Raw genomic sequence first — 26675 nt, 5'->3', positions numbered from 1 at the left:
GGTCAACCCCTACTTTTTCCCCCTGAACCACAATACGTCATCAGAATTATACTCTCAACGTGCATTGAGTGAGGGAACATATCAAATCCCTGGCCCTTGGTCATCTCGTATCCGTGGTGCGAAAGGATTTCGATGTCTCTTGCAAGCGTCGATGGGTTGCATGAAACATACACGATCTTTTCTGCATTCATTTCGGCTATTGTCTTGAGGACTGCTTCTTCGCAGCCTTTTCTTGGAGGGTCTACGACTACGACGTCTGCTCTTACGCCTTTGCTGTATAGCTCTGGAAGTACGTATTCCGCTTTTCCGCACAGGAATTCTGTATTATCAAGGTTGTTGAGCTTTGCGTTTCTCTTTGCGTCTTCGATTGCTGCCTCCACTACCTCTATTCCTATTACCTTTTTGGCTTTCTGCGCCAGGAACAGGGATATGGTCCCGATGCCGCAGTATACGTCTATTACGGTCTTTGTATCGTCTATGTCTGCAAATTCAAGGGCTTTTGAGTACAGCACGTCTGTCTGTACTGGATTCACCTGATAGAATGAGTTTGGCGATATTTCAAAGGTAAGGTTATGCAGCTTGTCTGTTATGGTTCCTTTTCCGTAGAGGACGTAGTTCTTTTCTCCAAGTATAACATTTGTCTGCTTTGGATTGATGTTCTGTACTACGGTCGCAAGGCCCGGGATTTCTTTTTTCAGCATCTCTACGAGCTGGTCGTTGTTTTTGAGGATCTTGCTTTTTGTAACTATTACTACCATTACCTCGCCTGTCTTGAAGCCCGTCTTGGTTACTATCTTTTTTATATTTCCTTCATTAGTCTTTTCGTCATATACTGATATGTCGTTTTTGATTATATATTCTTTTACGACTTTTAGTATCTTGTCGTTTATCGGATCCTGTATATGGCAGGTCTCAAAAGGAACTACTTCGTGGCTGAATTTCTTGTAAAAGCCTATGTTGAGGTTGCCCTTGCTGTCTATCTCGAGCGGGAACTGGGCCTTGTTCCTGAAGTTGTACGGATTTTCCATGCCTGTTATAGGAAGCAGCTGTGGGTTTTCGATCTTGCCTATCCTCACGAGGCTCTGTCTTATCTGGTCTTCTTTCATTTCTAACTGCTTTTTGTAGTCCATGTGCATTATCTGGCAGCCGCCGCATATTCCTGAAAGGCTGCAGCGCGGTTCTACTCTGTCAGGGCTTGGAGTTATTATCTCGACAAGGTCTGCTACGGCGTAGCTTTTTTTGGAAAGCGTGATTCTTCCTTTTACGAGGTCGCCCTTTACTGCTCCGTCTACGAATACGGTAAAGCCGTCTGTCTTTCCTATGGCCTCGCCCTTGTGTCCCATGTCTACTATCTGAATCTCGTAAATCTCATTCTTTTTAAGCATTTTTTCTCCTAATTATCCTTAAGTGCATCTATAAGTTTTGTGAGGTCATTCTCATCAAAATCGTATTTCTTGTTGCAGAAATGGCACTGTATCTCTGCTTTTTTGTCTTCGTGAAGTATTTCCTCAAGGTCCTTGATGCCTATGCTTATCATTGCTCTTTCCATTCTCTCCCTGCTGCAGTCACAGGAAAGCTTTACTTCTATCGTGTCGTTTATCACCGGGTCCATGCCCTCCAGCAGTATTTCCACAAGTTTTTCAGGTGAGTGGCCTTCGTCTATGAAGTGTGATACTGATTTGATCTTTGCAAGATTGGTCTCGAGCTTTACTATCTGCTCCTCGGTTGCATCCGGCATTAGCTGTATGATAAAGCCTCCTGCCGATTTTACGCTGAGGTCTGTGTCTACGAGAACTCCGAGTGCTATCGCTGATGGCTGCTGCTCTGAATATGCGTAGTATGCGGTTAGGTCCTCTGCGATTTCTCCGCTCACGAGGTCTATCTGCCCTATATATGGGTCCTTGAGCCCGAAGTCTCTCATTACCGTGAGGGTTCCGTTTTTGCCTATTGCGCCTGACACGTCGAGCTTTCCGTCTGATTCTCTGACCGGAAGATCCACGTACGGATTTACCGGGTAGGCCTTTACTGTTCCTTTTGAATCTGCGACGCAGGTTATGTTTTTTACTTCTCCGTCGCCCTTTATTACAAGAGTGAGCTTGTCATTGTCGCCCTTCATCATCACGCCCATCATCGATGCCGCTGTTATCATCCTTCCAAGCGCCGCGGTCACTACCGGCGTGGTATCATGTATCTTTCTTGCTTCTTCTGCCATGTCGGTTGAATCTATCGCGAACATCCTTATTGCAAAGTCTCCGCTGATTGCTCTTACTATCTTTCCCATTTTATTTTCCTTTCTGTTTACTTCGTCTTATACCTATTTTCTGCAGCTGAAGAATATCCTGTGCGAATCTTTTTTCCAGCCTTCTTCTCTTTCAAAGTCTGCGTGTATCTTTATGTTCTCGTAGCCTGTCTTTTCGAGCAGGGCTCTTATTTCCTCGACTTCGTATGCCTTCTGCACGTGAGTCTCGCTGAATCTGTCATACTGCTTTCCATTTTTTTCAAAGAAGCTTATCTCCATGTTTATGAGCTTCTGCTCTGCGTCATAGAAGTTTTCCCAGAGATACACCATGTCTTCAAAGCTTTCGCCGTAGGTGTTGTTGCCCAGGACGTTCTCGAGCTTGTAGCTTGAGCTTATGTCAAATACGAGCTGGCCGCCTTTTTTGATCCGCGGGTAGAGGTAGGACAGTATGTGCTCTATCTCCTTTATGTCAGTGATATAGTTGAAGGTGTCGTTGGCACTTGTGACTGTGTCTATCTCATATACTTCAAAATCTATCTCTCTGAGGTCCTGCTGGATGTATATCACTTTATTTCCGAATTCTCCGGTTTTTTCTTCGGCTATCTCGAGCATCTCTTCGGAGTAGTCGATCCCCACTACCTCATATCCTTTTTCAAGGAGCTTCTCCGTGACGTTGCCGCTTCCGCACCCAAGCTCGAGTATGTTTAGGGGCCTTTCCCCCTGCTCCAGTATGAGATATTCGATATATGATGCCCACATTTCATAATCTACATTTACCATAAGCTGGTCGTATATCTGTGAAAGTACGCTGTATTGCATTGGTTTCCTCTTTTCATGTTTCTTTATTTCGGATTTTGTATTATAATCTAATTTGCGAAGGTCTGCAATTAAAATCTTATAAAAGTAAATCACATTATATTATACACTAAAAGGGAGTAAAAATGAACAACAGATTAGGTGAAGAAAGTATAAATAAGCTGCTCTGGGAGCTGAGCATCCCCGCCATTCTTGGAATGCTGAGCGGGGCTATCTTTAATATCGTGGACAGGATTTATGTGGGAAGGATAAGCTCGCTTGCGCTCACAGGGGTAGGAATCACTATGCCTGTGCAGATCCTGCATATGTCGCTTGTGCTGCTTGTGGGAGTCGGAACGTCGACGCTTATTTCCATACGGCTTGGAGAGGGCAAAAAGGATGAGGCTGAGGAGATTCTTTTTCTGGCGCTGAAATACATCGTCATTGCGATGATCGCGTTCGCTGGCTTCTTTCTTATTTTTGAGGATGCCATACTTAGCCTCCTGTCTATTTCTGAGGCTACCATGCCCTATGCGAAGATATACATCGAGATAATTATAATCGGGGCGATAATAGGGATACCTGGGTACTGCCTTAACAATTCGCTGAGGGCTATTGGCAAGGCCGCGATTTCCATGAAGATCATACTGTTTACGTCTGTCCTCAACATAATACTCGACCCTATATTCATATTCGCGCTTGATATGGGGATCGCGGGTGCTGCGATTGCAACCGTCATCTCACAGGCAGTCCTGACTGCATATGTTATATACGTGTTTGCCACTGGAAAGGACTTTGCGATAAACCTCAGGTTCAGGAAGGTCCACGGCGAGGCGAGGCTGTTTTCGCAGATAATGAGAAATGGCTCTCCATCTTTCCTTGTGCAGGTGCTCGCGAGCTTTGTGAGCATATTCATAAACTGGAGCTTTCTTGAATATGGCACGGACCTCGACATTGCATCGGTGACCATAATGTCCACGATATTCAGCTTCTATCACATGATAGTGTTTGGAATAGTCCAGGGAAATCAGCCTATATGCGGATTTAACTGGGGCGCCAGAAAATATGACCGGGTAGCGCATTCACTCAGGCTGTCTCTTATGTACTCCTTCGTGCTCTCGACAATCCTTTTTGCAATGATTCAGTTCTTCCCGTTCATAATGGTTAGGATGTTTACGGCTGACCCGGAGCTGATAGAGATAACCTCCGGAGCTATAAGGGTTTATCTGAGCATGCTTCCTCTCGTGGGGCTGCAGACGATAAGCGCTCAGTACTTCCAGGCTGTCGGCAAGCCAAAGCTCTCGAGCGTGCTTTCATTCCTGAGATACGGCGTAATAGTGGTTCCTTCGATACTGATAATGGCCCCTGCATTTGGGGTAAACGGAATATATATGAGCAATGCCGTGTCTGACTGCATAGCCTCTGTCATTGCTATAGGGTTCATAATCGCGGAGCTGAGGAATCTCTCGAGGATGCATCACGGCTCTCTCAGTCATGAGGCTGAAGCAAATATTTAGATACAAAAAGCAATACCTGCGTTCTCAATATTGAGCCGCAGGTATTTTTAGATAAGATGTAAGCGAAAGACTATCTGATAATGTATATAAAAAGAGCAAAAAAACAAACTGACAAAAGTTTGTAATTGTTCGCAAATGGTATATAATAAAAATAATTACTAGATGCCATGGGAGGATATTCAAATGGAATATAACTAGACGCACGATTATGTAAGAAAACAGAGAATGAAGACAATTCTATAGTACAGTAAAATCAGAACTAGGAGATGAAATTTTGAAAAATAAAAATGAAATAACGATTCGCTCGAGTACCGCAGAATATTTGACTTTTATAGCATCCACCGGAAATAGTGAAAACAGTGTTGAAATACGTTATGAAAATGAGAATATATGGTTAACGCAAAAGATGATGGCGGCACTATATGATGTAGATGTTAGGACAATCAATTATCATATTAAAAAGATATTCAATGATGGAGAGTTAAGGGAGAATGCAGTTATCCAAGATTTTCGGATAACTGCAACAGATGGAAAACAGTATAAGACAAAGCATTATAACTTACAGGCAACTATTTCAGTTGGCTTCAAAGTAAATAATGAGAGAGCTGTTCAATTTCGCAAATGGGCAGGGCAAATTGTCAAGGATTACACAATTCAGGGATGGGTAATGGATAAGGACCGACTAAAAAAGGGTCATATGTTCACAGATGAGTATTTTGAGCGTCAATTACAAAGCATTCGTGAAATACGGCTGTCTGAACGCAAGTTTTATCAAAAAATCACAGACTTGTACGCTACAGCTTTTGACTACGATAAAGATGCCGAGACTACCAGACGGTTCTTCCAGACTGTTCAGAATAAAATGCACTGGGCTGTACACAGGCATACGGCGGCGGAACTGGTTGTAGAACGAGCAGATGCAAATAAAGAACATATGGGTTTAACTACATGGGAATCTGCACCGAATGGGAAAATTGTCAAATCAGATGTTACTACTGCAAAGAATTATTTGAACGATAAAGAAATGTCTTATTTAGAGAGAATCGTTTCTCTTTATCTTGATTATGCAGAATTACAGGCTGAGCGGGAAATTCCTATGAGTATGGAGGATTGGGCAAAGCGTCTTGATGGTTTCTTGGAATTTAATGGCAATGAGCTACTGATTGGATCTGGTAAAATCAGTGCAGAGAAAGCAAAACTTCATGCAGAAAGCGAATTTGAAAAATATCGCATCATACAAGACCGATTATTTGAAAGTGATTTTGACCGCTTTATGACATTAGAAAAAGAAATAAAAATCAAATAAGAAACAACGGTGAATTCTAAAATAATGTAAAAGGGTGGAAGCATATGTTCATTTTAAAATGTAAAAGTTGTGGACTTGAGCAAATTGTAAAAAAGAGGATAGATGAAGATACTTATAATCAATTAATAAACAATGAAGGATTATTTTGTGATAGAAAATGTTGTAATGGTAGAAAATCTGAAAAACCAAATGGATATGTTGCTGTATATGGGGTTTTTGGTGGTTGGACAATTATTCGTCAAGCAACTTTTGAGGAATATAGGGGGATTAAAAGAGCAAAGGAAATACGAGATTTAGTTCTGAAAAATCTTTGAACCTGATTAAACCTCAATTATTCATGATGATTCTTAGGACTAAAATATTTAAGTAAGATGTCAGTTTAAAAGAATTGAATCTGAGAATTATGCCTTCAAGATATATTTGAAACAGGGGAACCAGACGAAAATTCAACTTGTGCAAAATTTGCACATACTGCGGATGATGGTAAAACCTATCAATATGTAAAAGTGATTTCGACAAATTAATCATGATACGAATAAAAAACACTATTTCTATTAGATTTGGTGTTTTTTTATGTAAAATAGTATATTATTATATATAGAATATTATGAATTTTATACTTTTTTAATTCTTTGGATCAGGCGGGTGAAATCTATGTTTATGGAATCGGCAGATAGATTGAAAAAAGCAATATTATCAACAGATGGGAACACTATATCCCTACAAAGGATATATGAATTCATATCTCATATTTTGGAGATGGATTCCAATGAGCTTGTAGTCCAAAATTATTACACATGTGTCAAATTGATTGAATGTCTTATAGCAGAAGATGTAATATCAAAACGCGGCAATAGGAAAAATGGGAGAGAATTATATCTGAACTACAATATAAAAAGGGAGAAGATAAAGCTCAGCGAGCAGGACAAAAGGCTTCTCATGTCACTTGACAAGATAAACACAGGATACTATACCAACAGGCCGAAAGAATTTACAGAAGACAAAGATATTCTTGTTAAAATAAATTCGTTTTTGAGGCAATCTGATGTGGCGCCTCTTAGTCTAAATGAACGCAGCTATGAGATTTTCAGTTACGAAAAGGCTATAAAAAATCCAGATAAAAGGACCCGTGTGCAGGAAGTGCTTTATAGGATTAAGGCAAATGAAAGCATCTTCAGATATGTGGACAATGGGACACCATTACTGAGTTTTGTTTATCCTGAATTCTATATAAAAACATCAAGAAGGATTTTGATTATTGAAAACCTCGATACTTACTGGAGCATGCATAGAGCTTTATCCAATGTAGTCCACAATATCGACATGCTCATTTTTGGACAGGGTTACAGTGTTACGAGCAACTTGAAGGGCTGCCTTTTATATGATATTAACAGTCGGGATATAATAAATTATTATGGTGACTTGGATTTAGAGGGTGTAAATATATTTTTAAAGCTAAAAGCATCATATTCGGATTATAACATAGAGCCGGATGTTGAATTTTATCGCTTGATGCTTGATATCGCAAAGGAAAATGGTGCAAAAAAGAGTGAATCTAATGAGCAGGTAATGCTAAGCAAAGAAGAACTCGCCCCATTTCTTCTTTATTTTGACAACGAGGATGAGCAGCATTTTATAACGGAAATACTGCTGAATCGAAAATATATACCGCAGGAAGCAGTGAATTACTCCATACTTGTTGAGAAACTGAAAGGAGGATGTGAGTGAATAAGGACTATATCAAAACAATGCAGAACACGATAAATGAATGCGACGCCAGGATGTCAGCTCTTAGAAAATTCAAACCTTTCTTTGAGGTAGACAGGCTGAATAATTATTCACAGAAATACAAGGAATATGACATGGGTGTTATTTGTATGGCATTCATCTCGTTTATGTTCTATGAGGGAAAGTTGAAAAGCAGAGATCTGACATTTGACGACTTGAATGATTTTCTTGGAGAAATTGTTGAAAATTTTTATGGCCAGCGCTTGGAAAGTGAGGAGATAAAAGAATTTACATCTTATTGTATCGATAAGATGGGCAATGATGGATTCGGTTATGAGTGCAACCATTACAGCCCGATTGAGAAGAAGGTCGATGATCGAGGAAATTCGGTAAGATACATTGAAAGCACTTTTAACCATAAGACGGAAGGGTTTAATTATTATTTGACAACGGAGGCTATTGATTTCTTCTTGCAAACCAAAGAGTTCGGAGAGGAAAGCAAAGTTACAATACACCTGTTATTGCTAAAGAAACTCATTGAAAACAGTGAATATGAAAGCGCTCTAATAACTTTAAATAATGTTTGTGCAGAGGTTATAAAGCAAATATCAATGGTGTTTGATATTGAAAGTGTTTTGCTATATGGAGGAAAGTCGGGATATGAGGCCTACATCAAATATATTGAAACAGGAAATAAACGCTTTTTAGATGAGAAAGTGCTTTTTGCTGAAACGGTTCAGGAAATCACAAACCTGAGAGAAGGATATGCGGATAAGGTCAGCAAGGAAGAGCTTGGAGAAAAAGAAATGAATGCGATGATATGCCTTGATATGATGGACATAGAGCTGAAAAGGGTTGTGGAAATACATCAAAAGCTTCTTAAAACAATTGGAATGTTAACGAAAAGAGCAGGGGAAATTCAAAGGGGGAATATGGCAAATCTCTTAAAAGTGAACTTTAATTTTTCCATATTTTTAGATTCTGTTGCGAAAAAGAATGATGCAAGTATTCTTTCAGGCTTTGTTTTACCATTGCTGAATATGAATATCAAAAAGACTTTTCCGCTTGAGAAGATAGATGATATGCTTCTTTTGAACAATATTCCAGATGCTGAGGAAACTATAACTGATGCAATTGACGATGAAGTCCTGGAAGAGAGGATTTTGTTCAAAGATGAATTAAGAGAGAGAGTGATAGCAAACTATGCACATATATTTGAAATAATATATTCTCAACTTACAGATAAAGAAAGTATTGATATAGAATTTCTTATCAGGGCAGATAATGTAGATCATAATACAGTATTAAATCCTGACTTTGTTAGCTTCATTGTTGATATGAAGAGGAATACCAAGGCAGATGTCCTTTCAAAAATGCAAAAAAGTGATGATAATCCTAACTTGATTGATGCTGCTATGGAAAGATTCCGTCAAAGCAGTACAGGAAATAAATACGACAGTAGAAAGCTTGGCATCAAGGTCCTTAGAAATGAATATATCGAAATTTCTGATGGATTTGAGATCACAAATGTAGAGTTTACTTTGATACGATAGGGGTGGAATTTTGGACGCTAATATGAAAAAGGCACTTGAAATATTTGCGATACTTGTCAAAGGGGAAAGTATCAATGAGGTTGTCAATAACGATCTATATAATGAATATAGACTTAATAGCAGTATACAGATAGACCTTGAAGAGATATTAAATGTGTTTGACTTAAATCTGTACAGTTATGATCAAGCCGGCTTATTTGTATCAGCTGGAGTAGATAACAAGGTATTTGGATTTACAAACGATGAATTGAAAAGCCTTTTAAAGCTGAAAAGGAATGAACAGCTGTATCTTTGCTACTTCATAATCTATTCTACAGTAATGTTTTTCTATATACAGAGTGGTTTTAAAACAAACGTAAAATATATAAAACCTTCCCAGGTCGTTGATAAGGTTGAGGAAAAACTGATGGCAGTTCAAAACAAAGAAAATGAGGACAACACTGATAAAAGTTTCAAAATCCTATATAAGATATGGAGAAATCTTCCGCTCTCAAATACTGCAAATAAGGACAAAATAAATGAGGATGACAATTCTATAGAAACCAAAATCGGGTTTGTAAATAAAACTTTGAAGTTCATGGTTTCTCACAACCTGCTTTTAAGAAATAAGGACATGGGAGTTTATGTGCCAACGCCTAAATTAGAAGCAGCAATTGACAGCTATTTTAATGAGAGGGATGTAAAAAACGCACTGATGGAGCTTTTGGAAGATGACCAGAAGAATGATGAAGACTATTTGGAAGGAGGGCTATAGGATGCCAAGTATTAACAGAATAAGAATTTTCAATGTTTTTTACAATGATAGAAAAGATTATTTTGAAGATCTTCAATTGAACGCATTCGGAGACGATATGCTCATAGAAATGTTCAATGGAGGTGGTAAGTCGCTGATATTGCAATGCATTGCTCAAACGGTGCTGCCAAATTCAATGATTCAGGATGAATGGGAATTCAAGAAACTTTTTTCAAAGACGAACAACAATAACAATATACATATAATGGTTGAATGGAATCTTGATGAAGGCATGGAACATAAGTACATGATTGCAGGGTTTTGTGCCTATAAAGATGACAGCAGGGATGACGAAACAAATGACGAGGAAAAGGGAGATAGAATAAAGAATCCCCTGTATTTCAATTATATTTGTTTGTATGATGAGCCAAATCAGTACGACATCGCTGAGTTTCCGCTCTTACAACGCGATTCTGAAAACCGAACAGTTTCCAAAATGAATTATAAAGATCTCCGCAGGCTTTTGAGAAGTATAAAGTCGGACAAATATTACACTGAGATTTTTGACACTACAAGAAATTACCATCAAAGGCTTTCCCAGTATTATATCAATCCTGTTGAGTGGGATATATTGAGAGAAGTAAATGCTGATGAGAAATTTGTCGCGAAGGTTTTTAGAGAGAAAAAGACAGCTAAAGATTTTCTTTTAAAGTTTCTTGTCCCAAAGGTAGAGAAATGCTATGCAAACCAAGTATCTAATGATTATCAGGATAATGAAGCTCTGGCAGATTCACTTTTGAATCTTCGAACCCAGCTCGATGAATTGATTCAGAAGAAGGAACAAATTTCAGAGTATGATTACTGTATTGAACTGGTGCAAAAGCTTGTAACTTCACTTGAAAACATAAGGTTGGCACAAGAAAAGAGAGAACATCTTCATGGAAAAATCGGAAGCCATTTGAACTATCTTTCAAAAATGCAAACGGAACTTGAAGTGCTTCATAAAAGACTCATACAGGAGCATCAATCCTTATTAAACGAAGAAAAAAGACTGTCCATGAACAAGGACTCTCTTGAAATTCATGAAAAAAACCTTGAGCTTCAAAAACTGGTGAATATTGAAACAGAAGCATTGGAAGTAAAGAATAGTCTTGAGGAGAAAATTGAGTCATATACGGAAAAGCTTAGGTTGATGAAAGCAGAGAACGGCTATTACCAATATATAGCAACAAAATCTAAAATAGATCAAGAAATGCATAAACTTAAGGATATGGAAAAAAACAACGAGGAGCAGACTGGAGAACGAAAAGCATTGGGAAGGAAGATATATACACATCTTACAAAAAAAATAGCAGAATATGGAGTCGAACTTTACAACAAGGAGAATGCTCAAAGCAAGATACAAGAAGAAATCAAGACTAAAACAGATTCAGTAATAAACTACAATTCAAATATCCGGAGTTTTAAAAGGAGTATAGAGGAAAAAGAGAGTCAGGCAAATCAAATACTGGATGAAATTGTATCGGGGAAATATGAAGATATTGCAGGTTATGCAAAATCACAAGATACAATTGACAAGTTGTATTTTGAAGTTGAAGTGGCGAAAAAAGAGATTGAATCAACTGAAAAGGTTCATACCGAGACAAAAGAACTGGCGCACACTCTTGAAATGCAATTGAATACTTTAGAAAATGAATTTTCAAATATACGAAATGTTTTAAAAGAAAAAAATAAGGAGTTTGAACAGATTCATAAAGAGACAGAAATATTAAAAGGACTTTGTAAGAAGTACGATAAGGATAACTTTATTGAACTTAAGATATTTATTATTGAGGAACAAAAGAAAGGAAATCTCAAAATTGCGGAGCTCGAAAGTGCAATTACAAAGCTTGAGAAATATATTGAGAGCCTTTTGAATAACTCAATTCGAGTAAACACTGACACATATGATGTCCTGGATATTTTAAAGGTGAAATTTAACAGTGCAGACCTTGGGATGGAATTCCTTGAATCATTTACAACTGAGGATAAGAAGCATTTTCTTGACAAAAATCCGCTCTTGCCATACGCAATATTACTAAATGACAGGGACTTTAATGCTTTTAAGACAGATTCAACTATATTGAGTAATTATAACGGTGGAGCAATTCCTATTGTCAATATGGGCAAAATTAATGAACTGGATATGTTTAAGACGAATACGATATTTACAATCAAAGATACTGATTTCTTCGTAAATGAGGATAGAATCAAAGCGGAAAGGATTAAACAAGAAAGTATTCTTTCAGAAAAACAAGATGAACAAGATGAACTGAAAAAGACCAATAAGATTATCTCTGAAGATTTAGAATCAGTTAATCGGTTTTTGAGCAGATATAATGAAGATTCAGAAGAAGAGCTATTTATAGAGATTATGTCAAAAGAGGAAGAGCTGGATGTATATGAAAAAAGGTGTAATTCAGTTAAAGCGCAAATAGAAGAAGCAAATCAAAAAATCCTTAATTTAAATGCTGATTTAGAACGTTTGAATGATACTGTCAAAATTAAAAATCATGCGCTGAGTCTACTGTGTGAATATATTCAGCTGCATAACGATGAGAAGAAAATAAGAGAGATTATTCAAAATACGATCAGAGATAAGGATCAAAATGAAAAATTACTTGTTGAAGAGAAGGCAAAACTTGAGAGCATGGAATCAGACAAAAGAGATATTGGTAACAGGATTATAGATATAAGAACCAAAATAAAGAGCGTAGAGCTGTACAAAAAGGAATTTGAAGTATTCGGCGCTGATGCAGATCAAAATCCGATAAGCGATAGGGAATATCAGGATTTGTTAGCAGCATATAAATCAGTGGATGGAATGTTGGGAGGGCTGTTGGTAAATATTTCAGATATTGAAAACAGGATTTCTGAATACAACGCAGCATGCGACGCAGCAGAGAATAGTATAAGAGCTGAAAATCATGTGCTTGATGATTTTGGATATATTAATCTTCTGGATTTTACACAGCATAGCATCGAGGAAATTAATAATGTGGATACCAGCATTGAAAAAACAAGAGATAATTTGAAAGCAGCTAACAATGATTTCAGTAAAAAACAGAATAAAAGAAATAAATTACAGTGGCAAATTGAAAAAGATGAAAACGGATTTCTTGATAAATACAAAGCTGAAAGTCAAGCGACAGCAAATCAGATATTGGATGAGAATGATGGGATAGATATTAATGTAGTTATCAATGAATACATTACATTGCTTCAAGAAAATAAGGTTGAGATTGATGAGAAAAACTCAAAAATAGAAGATACTGAAGACATTATAGAAAAAACTAAGTCTGAGTTTTATGAGTTCAAAAGTCTTGTCGATAGTGAGCACATAGATTTAAAAAAAATTTCGGAAGCTGTGGCAGCTGACGAAGCATGCAGTGATATGAAAAACGAACTCCAATATGTAAGAGGTCGTGTTGAAAAATTCCAGAAAGAATACCACAGGATAATCCGAGATAGTGAAGCAAAGATACAAAACACTCATATTTATGCATTTCGCAGTGCAATTGAAGATATTAAAAACATTCCTCAAAATTCAATGGAGTTGCAGGACAGGATTGAGAGACTCGCAGGCAATGGAAATGCGGAGCAAAACAATATTCTTGATCTGTTGGCAACGCTGAAGGATCAGATAACCGAAGATATTAAAAACCTGGAGAAACAAGAACTAAATTTCGTGGATCTATGTGTTCAAAAATGTACAAATATTTACAGGGACCTAAAGAAGCTTCAAAGTATATCAAGAATAGATTTCTTGGGACGCAAACAGGATATTTTGGAAATCAATATAAAAAGACTTCCAGATGAAGACTGTAATGAAAAGATGAAAAACTATATAGAGCAAATTATTGAAAAAGGAAGGGAAACTTTAAGCGATAAAGACAGGAGAACATATGTTGTTAATGGACTTTCTACAGAGAGGCTGTTACCTCAGATTTTAGAAAACATCAAACACGACTCAGTCAGAGTGTATAAAATAGAAGATGTTTATAATGATAGTAAGAATAGATTCCTAAACTGGCAGGAAGCAGTAGGTTCAAAAGGACAGACAAACTCAATGTACATCTGTGTTTTTATTTGTGTCATGACATTTTTACGAAGACTTCAAACTGTAAATACTAATAATAGCAATATATTTCTAATGCTGGATAATCCTTTTGCAGGCACTTCGACAGAAGATTTGTGGGTTGGAATATTAGAGCTCATCAAACAAAATAACATTCAATTTTTTAGTGTTGGCCATGAGGTGAAAGGCCAGCTGGCAAACTGCTTTGCAACCAGATATATTTTGGAAAAGGAAAGAAGAAGAAACGCTGAATATACAGTTGTGATTGATTTCAAGTCAAAATATGACTTGAGGACGCTTGAATATCATCCGCTCAACGGTAAGCATATGTCTGATCAAATTAGTTTTGAAATATAGATATCAGCAGTATCATCAACGCGTATCGTCAGTATTGACATAGTGCAGTGCTGGTATTAAAGAACCGGAATAATCAACAAAACCAAGTTTTGATTATAATGTTTACTCAATCACTGCAAATAATATTGCTTAAGGTAAATTGCACTGGCATGGAAGGGATAGGTGATTATGAAATATTTAGGATCGTGCCTTTGCGGTGAGGTTACTTTCGAAATAGAAGGAGATTTTGATAATTTTTATCTTTGCCATTGTGGGCGATGTCGCAAAGATACAGGTTCATCTCATGCAGCCAATCTATTTTCTTCTACAGCCAAGTTAAGATGGTTGTCTGGCCAAGAAAAATCTAAAACCTTTAATTTTCGTGGAGAAGGGCACTTGAAATGTTTTTGTATTAATTGCGGATCAGCTTTGCCAAATATACAAATGGATGGAAAATTGCTGGTTGTTCCTGCGGGAAGTATTGACAGTGATATAAACATTACGCCACAAGGACATATCTATTATGCAAGCAAAGCAATCTTGGATTATGCTGGCAATTATTTTTTGTATTTTTAACTTCCATTTAATGTGTTTTTATATTACCATAAACATTAATAGAATCTGAATAGATTTAGTTGACATATAGGAATTAGAAAGGAATTTTAATATGGAAGGTAAGAATATACAAATACGAAATAGTACAGTAGATTTTATGGTATTTACTAAAGATGCAGGTAGTGACTCCATAGAAGTGCGTGTACAAGATGGTGATGTTTGGTTAACTCAAAAAGCCATATCTATGCTATTTGATGTGGATAGAAGTGTAGTGACAAAGCATTTGAAAAACATATTTGAAACAGGTGAACTAGACGAAAATTCAACTTGTGCAAATTTTGCACAAGTTGCTGATAATGGTAAAACCTATCAGTATAAATTCTATTCATTATCAGCTATAATTGCTATTGGTTACCGTACAAATTCTGAAAGAGCATTACAGTTTAGGCAGTGGGCAACTAAAGTATTAGATACTTTCACAAAGCAAGGATACGTTTTAGATAAAAACAGATTAATCAATGGACAAATTTTTGATGAAGATTATTTTGAACATTTGATTTCTGAAATTCAGGAAATAAGGGCTAGTGAAAGACGGTTTTATCAGAAGATTACTGATATATATTCAACCGCCGTTGACTATTCTAAAGACAGCAAAATTACCAGGGACTTCTTTGCCACTGTTCAAAATAAAATGCACTATGCAATCCACGGGAATACAGCGGCAGAAGTAATCACCACAAGGGCAAATCATAAAAAGGATCATATGGGATTAACAAGCTGGAGAAATGCACCAGATGGTAAGATTGTAAAAACAGATGTATCCATTGCTAAGAATTATTTATCAAAAAATGAATCAAAGGAACTAAATGAAATTGTGACAATGTATCTTGATTATGCAACAAGACAAGCAAGAAGGCATATCCCCATGACTATGGCTGACTGGGCAGAAAAATTAGATGCATTTTTAAAATTTAACGATGCTGAAATTTTATCAGATAAAGGGAAGGTAACTGCAAAGATTGCAAAAACATTTGCAGAAAGTGAGTTTGAAAAATATCGCATCATTCAAGATTCATTATATAAAAGTGATTTCGACAAATTGATGGAAGAAAGCAATAAAGAAATAGAGAAAAAAGATGAGTAGATAAATATTTAGAGTCATACCGTTTTCGCGGCAGATTTTCACAATCGGAAACCACGGAGAAAGTCTGTATTCTTTAGTAGTGCTGTTTCTGCTCATTAAATAATCTTCAGAGTTTTTAGAGTTAACTTTAAAAACTTTAAAAAATCGTAAATTGGAGTTTTTAAAGGAAAGATATAAGTCTTTGGAAGAGGCCTATATCTTTTTTTATTTGAGATAATAATCAAGGAATATGGTACTATATAGTTAACAAATTGAAAAAATATATTCAAGGAGAAAATCATCATGAAAAAACCATCAAATATATTTATTATGTTTACGTTTTTATTATCATTATTAATTTTAACATCTTGCCAAAAACCTACCCCAGAACCGGATATCAGAATTTCACACAATTCGAATGAATTGAAGGTAATCCATTATTTTGATAGAAATAATGAAGAGAAGGAAGACATTGAAGAATACATAAAAAGCGTTATGGTAGGGAAAAGATTTATTGATTTGCCATCAATTGATTTTGGAGACAAAATCTCTCTTGAAGCTCTAAACTTTGAAACAGATGAATTTGAAATTTATGACTATATCGTAGATGAAAGTGGTAATATCGTTTCAGATTATGGGGCAGATCCTACTGCAATAACTCTTTCTGATAATGGAAATGCGGAATTTGTATTTGAAAAAATTGAGAATCTGGATATGTACAATGATTATATGGTTGAAGGTAAATCGATACATTGCTTGTTAGTCAGGTGCAAAATAAATAAGTCCTGGTTTGCATTTGGAACACTTGTATTAGGCAATTAGAAATTAGATAATTTTCAGGAAATATTATAAAACATGGCTTATAGATAGAAAGGAAATACTGCTATGAAGAAAAAAGCAATTATTGCGACTATAATTACAATGACATTATCAGGCTACGCAATCTATTGGGCGTTCTATGATATGAGCAGACTTCCGACTGGGGAATTGATATCTGAGGTGCAATCGCCAGGTGGTACATATACCCTGAAATCATATCGTACAGATGGAGGGGCAACTACATCCTATGCTATAAGAGGGGAACTAAACTTTAATATCGAAACAAGAAACCAAAGAATATCTACTGGGAATATAGAACTGAAAACGCTACCGTTGAATGGCTGGATGATGATACAGTTATAATTAATAGAGTCCAGTTAGATGTTCCAGATGAGAAATATGATTTCAGGAGAAAATAATCTAAGAAATGAACTACACAACTTGGAGGATGTTATGAGTGATTACGTTTTAGCTATTTTGAATGAGGACTATGCAAAAGAAATCTGTACCTGGAAATATGATGAAAATTATTCAGTATATAATCTTTCGGATTGGGATCTGGTAGTTGAAAATGGATGGGATTTAGCTATAAAAGAGAAACGAGAATCTGATTTCGTGGCAATATTGTCGGATAATGAATTGATAGCCTATGGCAGACTAACAGTAATTCAAGATAAAGCATTTATAGGAATAGGGTTAAAGCCATCTTTGTGTGGCCAAGGTATTGGCGGAAATGTCATGAAGCTGCTAATTGAGGAGTGTAGAAATCGGTTCCCTGATTGTCTGATAGCACTTGAAGTAAGGATTTTTAACAGGAGAGCTGTCAGGTGTTATGAGAATATTGGTTTTGAAATCAAGAGAAAATATAGCAAGGATACACTTACAGGGAATGCGGAATTCTATTTAATGGAATACAGATCTGTAAATTGGAGGTAATGAGATGGCAATGCATGAATTTGGAATCGTGAGAGAGATACCAAAAGCGGGTTGCAGAAAGGACTAGCATACTGTGGCATAACTCTTATTCCTCCAGCCTCGCTTAGTTCAGTAATTGATGTGATTGATGCTTTTGATCAGCTTTGGGAGCTTAGAGAATTATTGAAGCAGGCTCAGCAACAAAATTTGTATGTGATTCACTTTGTGATATAATACTGTACTTTCAACAAATCAAATTTATGAACTGTCCGTTTTATTGGACAGTTTATATGATACAATTTAATTTGAGGATATACAACTTAGAAGATACTTGTGATGTATATACGAAAAAAAGGAAATGAGGCGGTGGGAAAATGAGTGTATGGCTATTTAGAGCAGGGAAAAATGGTGAGTTTGAAGATAAATTTTTGACGGATCAAAGAGTTTATTTAACTTGGGATAACTTGAATTTTGACTTGTCATCAATAAATGAAAAACAAGATTTATATGCAAAATTATTAGCACATTACAATTTGGACAAAGAAAAGACTGCGATAAATTGGGCCTCGCAAATATGGCCAATTGCACATCGAATGGAAATTGGTGATTGGGTCGTATTGCCGTCTAAAATAAACCGAACAATTCATTTTGGAGAAATAAAAAGCAATTATGTTTATAATGAATCACTTGGTAGTCCTTATTATCATTATAGAGAAGTTAACTGGTTTGCGACTGATATTCCGAGAGATAATTTTGACCAGGATATATTATATTCTCTTGGAGCATTTATGACTGTCTGCAAAATTCACAAAAATAATGCAGAGTTTAGATTGAAGGAAATGTATAAAAATAATTGGATCAATAAAATAACAGGAACGTCTGAAAAAATCAAAGATGATGACAGTACAGATGATTCAACAGTTGATTTAAATGAATTTAATATTGATAGAATATCGGATTATATCATCAGAAAATTTAAGGGGCATGATATGGAACTCCTTATAGAAGAAATACTAAAGGCAAAAGGATTTACTACTTATCGAAGTCCAGAAGGTGCAGATTTTGGGGTTGATTTGCTTGCATCCTCGGGCACTCTTGGATTTGGAACACCAAGAATTTGTGTTCAAGTTAAATCTACGGATGGCACAGTTGATAGACCGACACTGGATCAATTAATCGGAACGATGAGCAATTATAATGCTGATTATGGATTATTAGTCTCATGGAGCGGTTTTAAGAGTTCTGTTATTAAAGAAATTCCAAAGCACTTTTTTAAAGTACGTCTCTGGGATTCAAAGAAAATCATTGAAGAAATCTTTGACAATTACGATAACTTGAGTGATACCATTAGGGCTGAAATTCCTTTAAAAAGAGTCTGGATGCTTAATGAAGAAGCGTAGAAACAATATAAAACAGCAGAAACTAATATAATAAGTTGAGGGAGAATGCAGTCAGGAGAGGAGAGCGAAATGCTTACAAATAAAGGGATAGAAATAAATTGTGATATAGATGATGTGTTGAATTATGCAATTTATCATAATGGTGCTCACATTGTAAGAGATATCTGTGTGAAGAATATTTCCGAGAATGATATTGAAAACTTGACGGTGAAGATTGATTCATATAACGAACTGGTTGTATTATTTGAGTTTGGAATTCAAAAAATACAACCAGGAGAAGAACTCCATTTTAAAAACTTGAAAGTGGGAATAAATGCTGACTATCTTGTCCTATTAACAGAAAGAAGTATCTGCAAATTAAGAGTAGAAGTATATCTTGACGAAGAAGTTATTGCTTCGGAAATAAAGGATATTACCGTGTTTGCATTCGATCAATGGCCAGGTCTGCAGTATACACCCGAGCTTTTGTCAGCCTTTGTCATGCCAAATCATCCAGTAATTACTAATCTTTTGCAGCTGACGTCACAATATCTAGACAATTGGACAAGTGATCCCTCTCTTGCAGGATACCAGTTTAAAGACATAAATCGTGTAAAGACAATGGCAGCGGCTGCTTATGCTGCTATTCAAAAATGCAACATTACATATGCCGAACCTCCATCGAGCTTTGAATATTTTGGACAACGTATCAGATTGGCTGATTCGGTGTTAGAGCATCACATGGGTACTTGCATGGACATGACACTTCTTTACGTTGCATGTCTGGAAGCAATGGGGCTAAATCCTATTATGATTATGAAGAGAGGCCATATATTTGCGGGGGTATGGCTAATTGATGAATCCTTTGCTGACATGATTATGGATGACCCTTCACAATTAGAAAAAAGAATGTCAAAAGGAATTAATGAGTTAATTGTTGTAGAATGTACGGCAATGTGTGCAGGAAAGACACACGATTTTGATGATGCAATTAATATTGCAGAACGGCATGTATCTGACTACGAAAATTTTGCTTTTGTTATCGATGTTGTTAGAGCAAGAAGCATGGGTATTAGGCCTTTGCCTGTGCGTATAAAAACGGATGCAGGGTTTGAAGTTCAGCATGAAGATAGAAAAGAAAAAGATATTACCAGTGCTCCGACAGCGATTGGAGACGCTTTTGATTTAAATAACTCGGGTGAAAAAAAGCAGGTTACAAAGCAGATGCAATGGGAGCGTAAACTTCTCGATTTGAGCATGAGAAATATGCTCATTAATATGCGTCTAACCAAAGGTATTGTTCCGCTGCTTTCTTCAGATGTAGGCATATTAGAAGATGCATTGGCAGAGGGCGCAGAATTTAAGGTGTTGCCAAGACCGGCAGATATGTCCATTTCCTCTGAAAGTGGAATTCCTGTTGAAGCTTTGGGTTCTCTGGGATCATTTGCGGGTTTCATAGAATTAGAGAGTAAGCGCCACAGGCTGCATTCCTTATATACAGAAAAGGAACTTAGTAAGTCTCTTACAAGTATGTATCGCTCTGCAAAGACATCAATGGAAGAAAATGGTGCAAGTACTCTTTACCTGGCATTGGGGCTCTTGCGCTGGTTTGAAGACAAGAAAAGTGAATTACCCAGATATGCTCCAGTTGTTCTAGTGCCAATTGACATTAAAAGGAAATCTGCAAGTGAGGGATACACTATGCATATGCGCGATGAGGACGCGCAGATCAACATAACTCTTCTTGAATTTTTAAAACAAAATTTTGAAATACATATAAATGGTTTAAATCCAGTTCCGGTAGATGAACATGGAATAGATATGCCTAAGATTTTTGCGATTATACGACATTCTGTTATGAATATGCATATGTGGGATGTTATCGAGGCAGGATTCATCGGAAATTTCTCTTTTTCACAATTTGTTATGTGGAATGATATTCATAATAGAGCAGAGTTTCTGGAAAATAATAAAATAGTACGTGGCCTTATGAACGGTACGGTGGATTGGGATTGTACAATTCCTGATAAAGTGGATACAGATGAAGCATATTTGCCTGTAACTGTTGACTCTTCACAATTAAGAGCAATTAATATGGCGGCTGAAGGTGTGAGTTTCGTACTTCATGGACCACCGGGAACTGGAAAATCACAGACTATTACTGCGATGATTGCTAATGCACTGACAAAGGGAAAAACAGTACTTTTTGTTGCAGAAAAAATGGCTGCGCTTGAGGTGGTAGAAAAACGTCTTGCATCACTTGGTATTCAGCACTTTTGTATGGAACTTCATTCAAACAAAGCGACGAAAAAGGCTGTATTAGATCAATTAAAGCGCGGTCTGGAACTTAGTGCCGGGGGAAAAGAAACAGACTATGACAAAAAGATTCAGGATATTCGTATTATGAGGGCTAATCTTGATGCATATTCAAAGGCACTGCATGTTAAGAGACCTTTTGGAAAAAGTCTTCGCCAGCTAATGGATCTTTATGAGATGGTACCTGTTCTAGGCAAGGATGTCAGATTTGATCACACATATGTAAATACTTTGACTGAAAACAATTTAGAGCATCAGATTCATAGTCTGGAGCAATTAATTGCAGCTGGTAAAGTGGTCGGGCATCCACACAATCACCCTTTGGCTGCTGTTCATCAGACAGAATATAGTCAGAGAATGAAATTTGATCTTGAAAATATGGTTATTGGATATAAAACTTCATTAGAGAAGCTTATGAAAACTGTACTTTTGTTTAGCCAGCAGATGGAGTTAGAAAATACTGTAACTAAAAGTGAATTGAAAGCTGCCTATGATCTTGCCTGTAGCATAATTAGAATAGAGGAAATTCCAGACTTTCTGAGAAATACAGATTCAGTTGATAGAGAGTTCTATTTCATTAAAGACTTCATAATAAAAAGGGATGCTTTTGCCTCAAAAAAAGAAATTTTAATGCAAAAATGGAATGAACATTTCTTATTGATGGATATGAGTGTTTTTAAAGAAAAATATGATAAGGCAAATAGAAAATTTCTTGGCAAAGGAAAAGCGATTGCACTGTTAACCGATGAGTTGCAGGCATACTCATCTTTTAGAGTAGAGACAGATAAAATACCTGCTTACCTTACAGAAGTGACTTTCTATAAGCAGGAACTTGGTGAAATAGAAACTATGGAATCTCAGCTTCCGTATGAGTGGAAGGCATTGCTCCAGAAATATCCAACGCAAGAAAAACTCCAGCAATATCAACAGTTTGTAGAAGAACAGCTTCAAACAATGGATAAGTTTGCGGGAGCGATAAGGAAATTGGAATCATGTGACAATCTGGGAGAATGTGTTAAATCAGCAAAATATCTTGGCGATGATTTTAATGCGGCAGAAGCGAAGGAATCAGAGTTAACTGAACTATTGAAACTGGTATTTGATGATGAGGATAATTGGATTGATAATAGATTAAATCTTTGTCACTGTATTCTTGATCATGCTTCCTCAATTAAAGACTGGATTGTTTTCAAAAAGTTTGAAAAAGACTGCAGGGATAAAGGCCTTGGTCCTATTTGTGATGCTTATACAGCTGGTATACCACATGATCAGGTAAAGGATATTTACCTCAGGTCTATATACAAAGACATAATTCTTTCTGTTATTGAAAATGAACCAATATTAAATGGATTTACAGGAACTGGATTTAATGAGCAGATTTTGCAGTTTAAAAAGCTTGACCAGGAATTTATGGAATTAACCAAAGAAGAGATGTACTATGTACTGACCCATCAGTTACCGACAGGGCAGGAATCAGTACAAATAAGTAAAGAATTAAATATACTTCGTAGAGCTATCAGCAGTAATGGAAGGGGAATGTCTATAAGAACATTGTTTGAGCAGATTCCTAATGTTCTATCTAAACTTTGCCCATGTATGCTTATGAGCCCAATTTCTGTTGCACAGTACCTTGCAGCTGAAAATGATTTGTTTGATATTGTAGTTTTTGACGAAGCCTCTCAGTTGCCGACATGCAAGGCAGTAGGTGTACTTGCAAGAGGACATAATGCTGTTGTTGTTGGAGATCCTAATCAGATGCCGCCGACCAGTTTCTTTTCAGGGAATACTGTAGATGAAGATAATCTTGATATAGAAGACTTAGATAGTATTCTGAATGACTGTCTGGCCCTTGGGATACCACAGACGCATTTACACTGGCATTATCGAAGCAAACATGAGAGTCTTATTGCATTTAGCAATAAAGAGTTTTATGAAAATTCAATGCTTACCTTTCCTTCTGTAAACGACAGGAAGAAATGCGTAAATCTTATAAAAGTTGACGGATTTTTTGACCGTGGAAAAAACCGTGTAAATGAAGGCGAAGCAAAAGCTATTTTAGAGGAGATTAAGCGTAGATATCGAGATGATAAATTGAAAAATCATACTATTGGTGTGGTTACTTTTAATATTAGTCAGCAGTCTTTGATTGAAGACTTGCTACAGGAGGAATATCAAAAGGATAAGGATTTTGATAATTGGGCAAATATTGGAGAAGAAACAATGTTTGTAAAGAATCTGGAAAATGTGCAGGGTGATGAAAGAGATGTTATTCTTTTCTCAGTAGCTTTTGGACCAGATTCAGAAGGGAAACTTTCCCTTAATTTTGGACCGCTTAACAAAGATGGTGGGTGGAAAAGATTAAATGTAGCTGTTTCCCGAGCGAGATTAGAAATGCTGGTATTTACCACTATGACATCTGACATGATTGATTTGAGGCGTACAAGGTCTAAGGGCGTTGAATCGCTTAAGAATTTCCTTTCGTATTCTGAAAAAGGAAGACTTATAGGAGAATATGTTGATAGCAGAGTTCAGAAGGATCAGGGCATTATGGAGCATATCTGCAAACAGATTGAAGATGCGGGGTATAATTATCAGAAAGCTGTAGGACACTCTAAGTTCAAATTAGATATAGCTGTTATAAATCCATACAAAGAAAATGAGTATATGCTTGGTATTATGTTAGATGGAGAATCGTATCGAAGATCTACCAATACTAAAGACAGAGAGATTGCTCAAATCAGCCTGCTTGAAGGACTTGGATGGAAACTCCATCGTGTCTGGACAATGGACTGGTGGGATAATAGAGAAAAAGAAATATATAAATTATTGCAGACTCTTGAACAAGAAAAAGCTATTGCTTATGAAAAATATCAGCAGTCATGTGATGAGGGCTTGGATTTAAATAATAATCCAAAAGAAAGTATTAATGAAACAAAGAAAGATAGTGAAAATGTTGTGGATGTTAATTTTGAAGCGGAAGAGAAATCATTGACTGCAAGCAAAGACTTTTTGAAATCTGTTGCTGAAGTTAAAAATGAATCTGATTTGCAAGATACAGTTTCGGATAATAGTGAAGAAAATCGAAAAGTAGAGGGAGATGTAAAACAGACGAAAAAGACTGGTATATATGTTGATAACCGTTTTGCTCCTAATGTTCTGTTGGCAGATGAAGTGGGATTAAAAGTTGCAGCAAAATCAGAAAATCCACAGATTAATAATTTAATAACTCAACATGAACATTTGGAATATAAAGTGGAAGACTATGTATCAGCTGATGTTGAAATTACACCTATATCGACGGCAGACTATATATTGAAAGATTCTATTAAATTAATTGCTGAACGGATACAAATAATTATAGATATGGAAGCTCCGATAAATCATGATCAATTAGTAAAGAAAGTGTTACGCTCATTTGATATCGGACGTTCGAGTACACAGACGATTGAAGCAACGGAGAAAGCCCTTAAAACGGTCGTGTTAAAAAGCAATAAACAGGCAGGTACGAAATTCTATTGGGGAGACAATCAAGATATTGATGAGTATAGAGTTTACCGGAGTGATGCAAATTCAGATGATAAGAGGTCGGTAGATGATATATGTCAGCAGGAATTAAAAAATGCTATATGTGTGACCTTACATGAAAAAGGACCATTAGACAAAGATTCTTTAATTAAGGAAACTATTCGGACTATGGGATACGCTAGAAGCGGGGTGTCATTAGTCGCGGCGGTAGATCGAGGATTGAAATTTGGAAGAAAGACTGGAGAAATAGTGGTGGATGAACAGAAGAGGCTTGTTATAAGAGATATCAATAATAAATAACTTTTCCCTGATTATAAATGGCAATCAAGAGCTTGGTCCCTGAAAGCGAATATACCCCACAGCGGTTTTATTGACGTCGGGAGATTATGAGGATTAGGAAAAGTAAAACTATATTCGCGAAAATTACAAATATTATAATGAGGTACTTAATGTCTTCGTCAAATCTTATTTTGGAGGAATAACATGAGAGAAATTGTAAACATTAATGATTCTAATGAGGTTGCGGTCGTTAGAACAGAAAACGATTTAATAGAACTTACAGAGGGAATGCTGTTGAATGCGCGTGCTACTTTAAATAGTAAGAACACATTAAGCGTACCAATTGCAGAGTTATCGACTCTAGGAGCTGGGGTGTCATCGCTTATTCCAGCATTGAACACTGTCACACAGACAACTACATTTGCCACAGAGGGCTTATATCAATTAGCTAATGCAGGCATTGGTGATGTTCTTAAGGTCGCGAAAAACGGTAATTTTTGGGGAGCTTTCAAGACTGCTGATGGTGCATCAAAATTTGCACAACTTCAGGCAGCAGCCCCATTGTCTGCTACAACTACAACAGTGGCTGCAATTAATCCAGCCATAATGATGATGGCAGTAGCGCTTTTCTCGATTGAAAAAGAACTCGGTAATATTGCAGAAATGGAAAAACAAATTTTATCATTTCTGGAAGTTGAAAAAGAATCAGAAATCGAAGCCGATGTAGAAACACTGATGAATATTGTCAAGAAGTATAAGCTCAACTGGGATAATGAGCATTTCGTTGCTAGTAACCACAAACTAGCCTTGGATATTCAAAGAACTGCCAGAAAGAATATGAACGCATATCAGAAGAAGGTTAATGAGGTCATTAAAGCGAAACAGTTCATCGTCGCTCAGAATAAAGTAAATTCAACATTGGTTGATTTAGAGAAAAAGTTCAAATATTATAGATTATCGCTTTACACATTCTCTTTGGCATCGCTTATGGAAATTATGCTAAGCGGTAATTTTAAAGAAGAATACATCACAGGTATTAAAGATGATATAAGAGAAATGTCACAAGCATATAGAGACTTATTTGAAGAGTGTTCGATTCGTCTTGAAAAGATGGGTAACTCTGCGCTGGAAACAAATATGGTAAAAGGATTGGGTACCGCAGGCAAAGCTGCTGGTAAGTTCATTGGTAATATTCCTCTTGTGAAGAAGGGGCCGGTTGACGAGTTTCTTCAAGATAAAGGCGCTCATTTAATAAGCAATGCTATCGGAATGGAGAAGAAATCTGTTGGGGCATTTGCTGCAATAGGAAATCCGGGCACAGGTATGTTTGTTGAAAAAATGCAGGATATGGTTCAGATTTATAACCATACTTCGCAGATATGCTTTGATAAAGAAAATATATATTTAGTGGGTAATTAGGGGGAAGGTTCAAAATTGGAG

General features: G+C 36.6%; 19 protein-coding genes. 16 read left to right on the top strand and 3 right to left on the bottom strand.

Annotated elements, in window-relative coordinates; all coding sequences use genetic code 11:
- Positions 1-2 precede the first annotated feature (2 nt).
- From rlmD to AC4PGZ_RS07170, 3 genes are read right to left on the bottom strand one after another with little or no spacing between them, the layout of a single operon-like run.
- Positions 3-1385, bottom strand: coding sequence for a 23S rRNA (uracil(1939)-C(5))-methyltransferase RlmD (rlmD, locus tag AC4PGZ_RS07180; RefSeq protein ID WP_492157954.1), 1383 nt, complete (start codon positions 1383-1385; stop codon positions 3-5).
- A gap of 8 nt (positions 1386-1393) precedes the next feature.
- Entirely contained in the window at positions 1394-2281 is an 888-nt protein-coding gene (gene hslO / locus AC4PGZ_RS07175) for an Hsp33 family molecular chaperone HslO (RefSeq protein WP_492157953.1), read from the bottom strand.
- Between the two features lie 33 nt (positions 2282-2314).
- Entirely contained in the window at positions 2315-3058 is a 744-nt protein-coding gene (locus AC4PGZ_RS07170; protein ID WP_492157952.1) for a class I SAM-dependent DNA methyltransferase, read from the bottom strand.
- A 122-nt stretch (positions 3059-3180) separates the two neighbouring features.
- Here AC4PGZ_RS07170 and AC4PGZ_RS07165 point away from each other — a divergent pair, with 122 nt between their 5' ends.
- The 16 genes from AC4PGZ_RS07165 (at position 3181) to AC4PGZ_RS07090 (ending at position 26654) form a co-directional block, all read left to right on the top strand.
- Positions 3181-4551, top strand: a complete 1371-nt coding sequence (locus AC4PGZ_RS07165; protein WP_492157951.1) for an MATE family efflux transporter — start codon at positions 3181-3183, stop codon at positions 4549-4551.
- 274 nt (positions 4552-4825) lie between these two features.
- Positions 4826-5857 (top strand): virulence RhuM family protein, encoded by a 1032-nt coding sequence (locus tag AC4PGZ_RS07160; protein ID WP_492157950.1) that lies wholly within the window; start codon positions 4826-4828, stop codon positions 5855-5857.
- A 44-nt stretch (positions 5858-5901) separates the two neighbouring features.
- Entirely contained in the window at positions 5902-6171 is a 270-nt protein-coding gene (locus AC4PGZ_RS07155) for a hypothetical protein (RefSeq protein ID WP_492157949.1), read from the top strand.
- Positions 6172-6511: 340 nt separating this feature from the next.
- The gene (locus AC4PGZ_RS07150; RefSeq protein WP_492157948.1) at positions 6512-7585 is read left to right on the top strand and encodes a Wadjet anti-phage system protein JetD domain-containing protein; all 1074 of its coding nucleotides are present in this window, start codon (positions 6512-6514) and stop codon (positions 7583-7585) included.
- A complete protein-coding gene (locus AC4PGZ_RS07145; protein ID WP_492157947.1) occupies positions 7582-9138 on the top strand; it encodes a hypothetical protein in 1557 nt (518 codons plus the stop codon). The genes AC4PGZ_RS07150 and AC4PGZ_RS07145 overlap by 4 nt, the downstream gene beginning before the upstream one ends.
- Positions 9139-9160: 22 nt before the next feature.
- A complete protein-coding gene (locus AC4PGZ_RS07140) occupies positions 9161-9892 on the top strand; it encodes a DUF6063 family protein (RefSeq protein ID WP_492157946.1) in 732 nt (243 codons plus the stop codon).
- Position 9893: 1 nt separating this feature from the next.
- Positions 9894-14345 carry a coiled-coil domain-containing protein gene (locus AC4PGZ_RS07135; RefSeq protein WP_492157945.1) on the top strand — a complete coding sequence of 1484 codons (4452 nt, stop codon included), beginning with the start codon at positions 9894-9896 and terminating at the stop codon, positions 14343-14345.
- A 168-nt stretch (positions 14346-14513) separates the two neighbouring features.
- Entirely contained in the window at positions 14514-14900 is a 387-nt protein-coding gene (locus AC4PGZ_RS07130; RefSeq protein WP_492157944.1) for a GFA family protein, read from the top strand.
- A 91-nt stretch (positions 14901-14991) separates the two neighbouring features.
- Entirely contained in the window at positions 14992-16023 is a 1032-nt protein-coding gene (locus AC4PGZ_RS07125) for a virulence RhuM family protein (protein WP_492157943.1), read from the top strand.
- Between the two features lie 282 nt (positions 16024-16305).
- A complete protein-coding gene (locus tag AC4PGZ_RS07120; protein WP_492157942.1) occupies positions 16306-16824 on the top strand; it encodes a hypothetical protein in 519 nt (172 codons plus the stop codon).
- Positions 16825-16887: 63 nt separating this feature from the next.
- Positions 16888-17184 carry a DUF5412 family protein gene (locus AC4PGZ_RS07115; protein ID WP_492157941.1) on the top strand — a complete coding sequence of 99 codons (297 nt, stop codon included), beginning with the start codon at positions 16888-16890 and terminating at the stop codon, positions 17182-17184.
- The gene (locus tag AC4PGZ_RS07110; protein WP_492160253.1) at positions 17163-17240 is read left to right on the top strand and encodes a hypothetical protein; all 78 of its coding nucleotides are present in this window, start codon (positions 17163-17165) and stop codon (positions 17238-17240) included. The genes AC4PGZ_RS07115 and AC4PGZ_RS07110 overlap by 22 nt, the downstream gene beginning before the upstream one ends.
- 34 nt (positions 17241-17274) lie before the next feature.
- Positions 17275-17757, top strand: a complete 483-nt coding sequence (locus tag AC4PGZ_RS07105; protein WP_492157940.1) for a GNAT family N-acetyltransferase — start codon at positions 17275-17277, stop codon at positions 17755-17757.
- Between the two features lie 353 nt (positions 17758-18110).
- Positions 18111-19136 carry a restriction endonuclease gene (locus tag AC4PGZ_RS07100; protein ID WP_492157939.1) on the top strand — a complete coding sequence of 342 codons (1026 nt, stop codon included), beginning with the start codon at positions 18111-18113 and terminating at the stop codon, positions 19134-19136.
- A gap of 69 nt (positions 19137-19205) precedes the next feature.
- The gene (gene proA / locus AC4PGZ_RS07095; protein WP_492157938.1) at positions 19206-25256 is read left to right on the top strand and encodes an anti-phage protein ProA; all 6051 of its coding nucleotides are present in this window, start codon (positions 19206-19208) and stop codon (positions 25254-25256) included.
- A 183-nt stretch (positions 25257-25439) separates the two neighbouring features.
- A complete protein-coding gene (locus tag AC4PGZ_RS07090; protein WP_492157937.1) occupies positions 25440-26654 on the top strand; it encodes a hypothetical protein in 1215 nt (404 codons plus the stop codon).
- The last annotated feature ends 21 nt before the right edge of the window (positions 26655-26675 follow it).

Source organism: Proteocatella sp. QWL-06, from assembly GCF_058684135.1.
This window is presented reverse-complemented; position numbering and strand designations above follow the sequence as displayed.

Coding starts and splice junctions, on each gene's coding strand:
- AC4PGZ_RS07130 (WP_492157944.1), top strand. CDS start 14,514: ATGAAATATTTAGGATCGTGCCTTTGCGGTGAGGTTACTTTCGAAATA.
- AC4PGZ_RS07170 (WP_492157952.1), bottom strand. CDS start 3,058: ATGCAATACAGCGTACTTTCACAGATATACGACCAGCTTATGGTAAAT.
- AC4PGZ_RS07120 (WP_492157942.1), top strand. CDS start 16,306: ATGAAAAAACCATCAAATATATTTATTATGTTTACGTTTTTATTATCA.
- AC4PGZ_RS07105 (WP_492157940.1), top strand. CDS start 17,275: ATGAGTGATTACGTTTTAGCTATTTTGAATGAGGACTATGCAAAAGAA.
- AC4PGZ_RS07135 (WP_492157945.1), top strand. CDS start 9,894: ATGCCAAGTATTAACAGAATAAGAATTTTCAATGTTTTTTACAATGAT.
- AC4PGZ_RS07140 (WP_492157946.1), top strand. CDS start 9,161: ATGAAAAAGGCACTTGAAATATTTGCGATACTTGTCAAAGGGGAAAGT.
- AC4PGZ_RS07115 (WP_492157941.1), top strand. CDS start 16,888: ATGAAGAAAAAAGCAATTATTGCGACTATAATTACAATGACATTATCA.
- proA (WP_492157938.1), top strand. CDS start 19,206: ATGCTTACAAATAAAGGGATAGAAATAAATTGTGATATAGATGATGTG.
- hslO (WP_492157953.1), bottom strand. CDS start 2,281: ATGGGAAAGATAGTAAGAGCAATCAGCGGAGACTTTGCAATAAGGATG.
- rlmD (WP_492157954.1), bottom strand. CDS start 1,385: ATGCTTAAAAAGAATGAGATTTACGAGATTCAGATAGTAGACATGGGA.
- AC4PGZ_RS07150 (WP_492157948.1), top strand. CDS start 6,512: ATGTTTATGGAATCGGCAGATAGATTGAAAAAAGCAATATTATCAACA.
- AC4PGZ_RS07090 (WP_492157937.1), top strand. CDS start 25,440: ATGAGAGAAATTGTAAACATTAATGATTCTAATGAGGTTGCGGTCGTT.
- AC4PGZ_RS07165 (WP_492157951.1), top strand. CDS start 3,181: ATGAACAACAGATTAGGTGAAGAAAGTATAAATAAGCTGCTCTGGGAG.
- AC4PGZ_RS07100 (WP_492157939.1), top strand. CDS start 18,111: ATGAGTGTATGGCTATTTAGAGCAGGGAAAAATGGTGAGTTTGAAGAT.
- AC4PGZ_RS07125 (WP_492157943.1), top strand. CDS start 14,992: ATGGAAGGTAAGAATATACAAATACGAAATAGTACAGTAGATTTTATG.
- AC4PGZ_RS07155 (WP_492157949.1), top strand. CDS start 5,902: ATGTTCATTTTAAAATGTAAAAGTTGTGGACTTGAGCAAATTGTAAAA.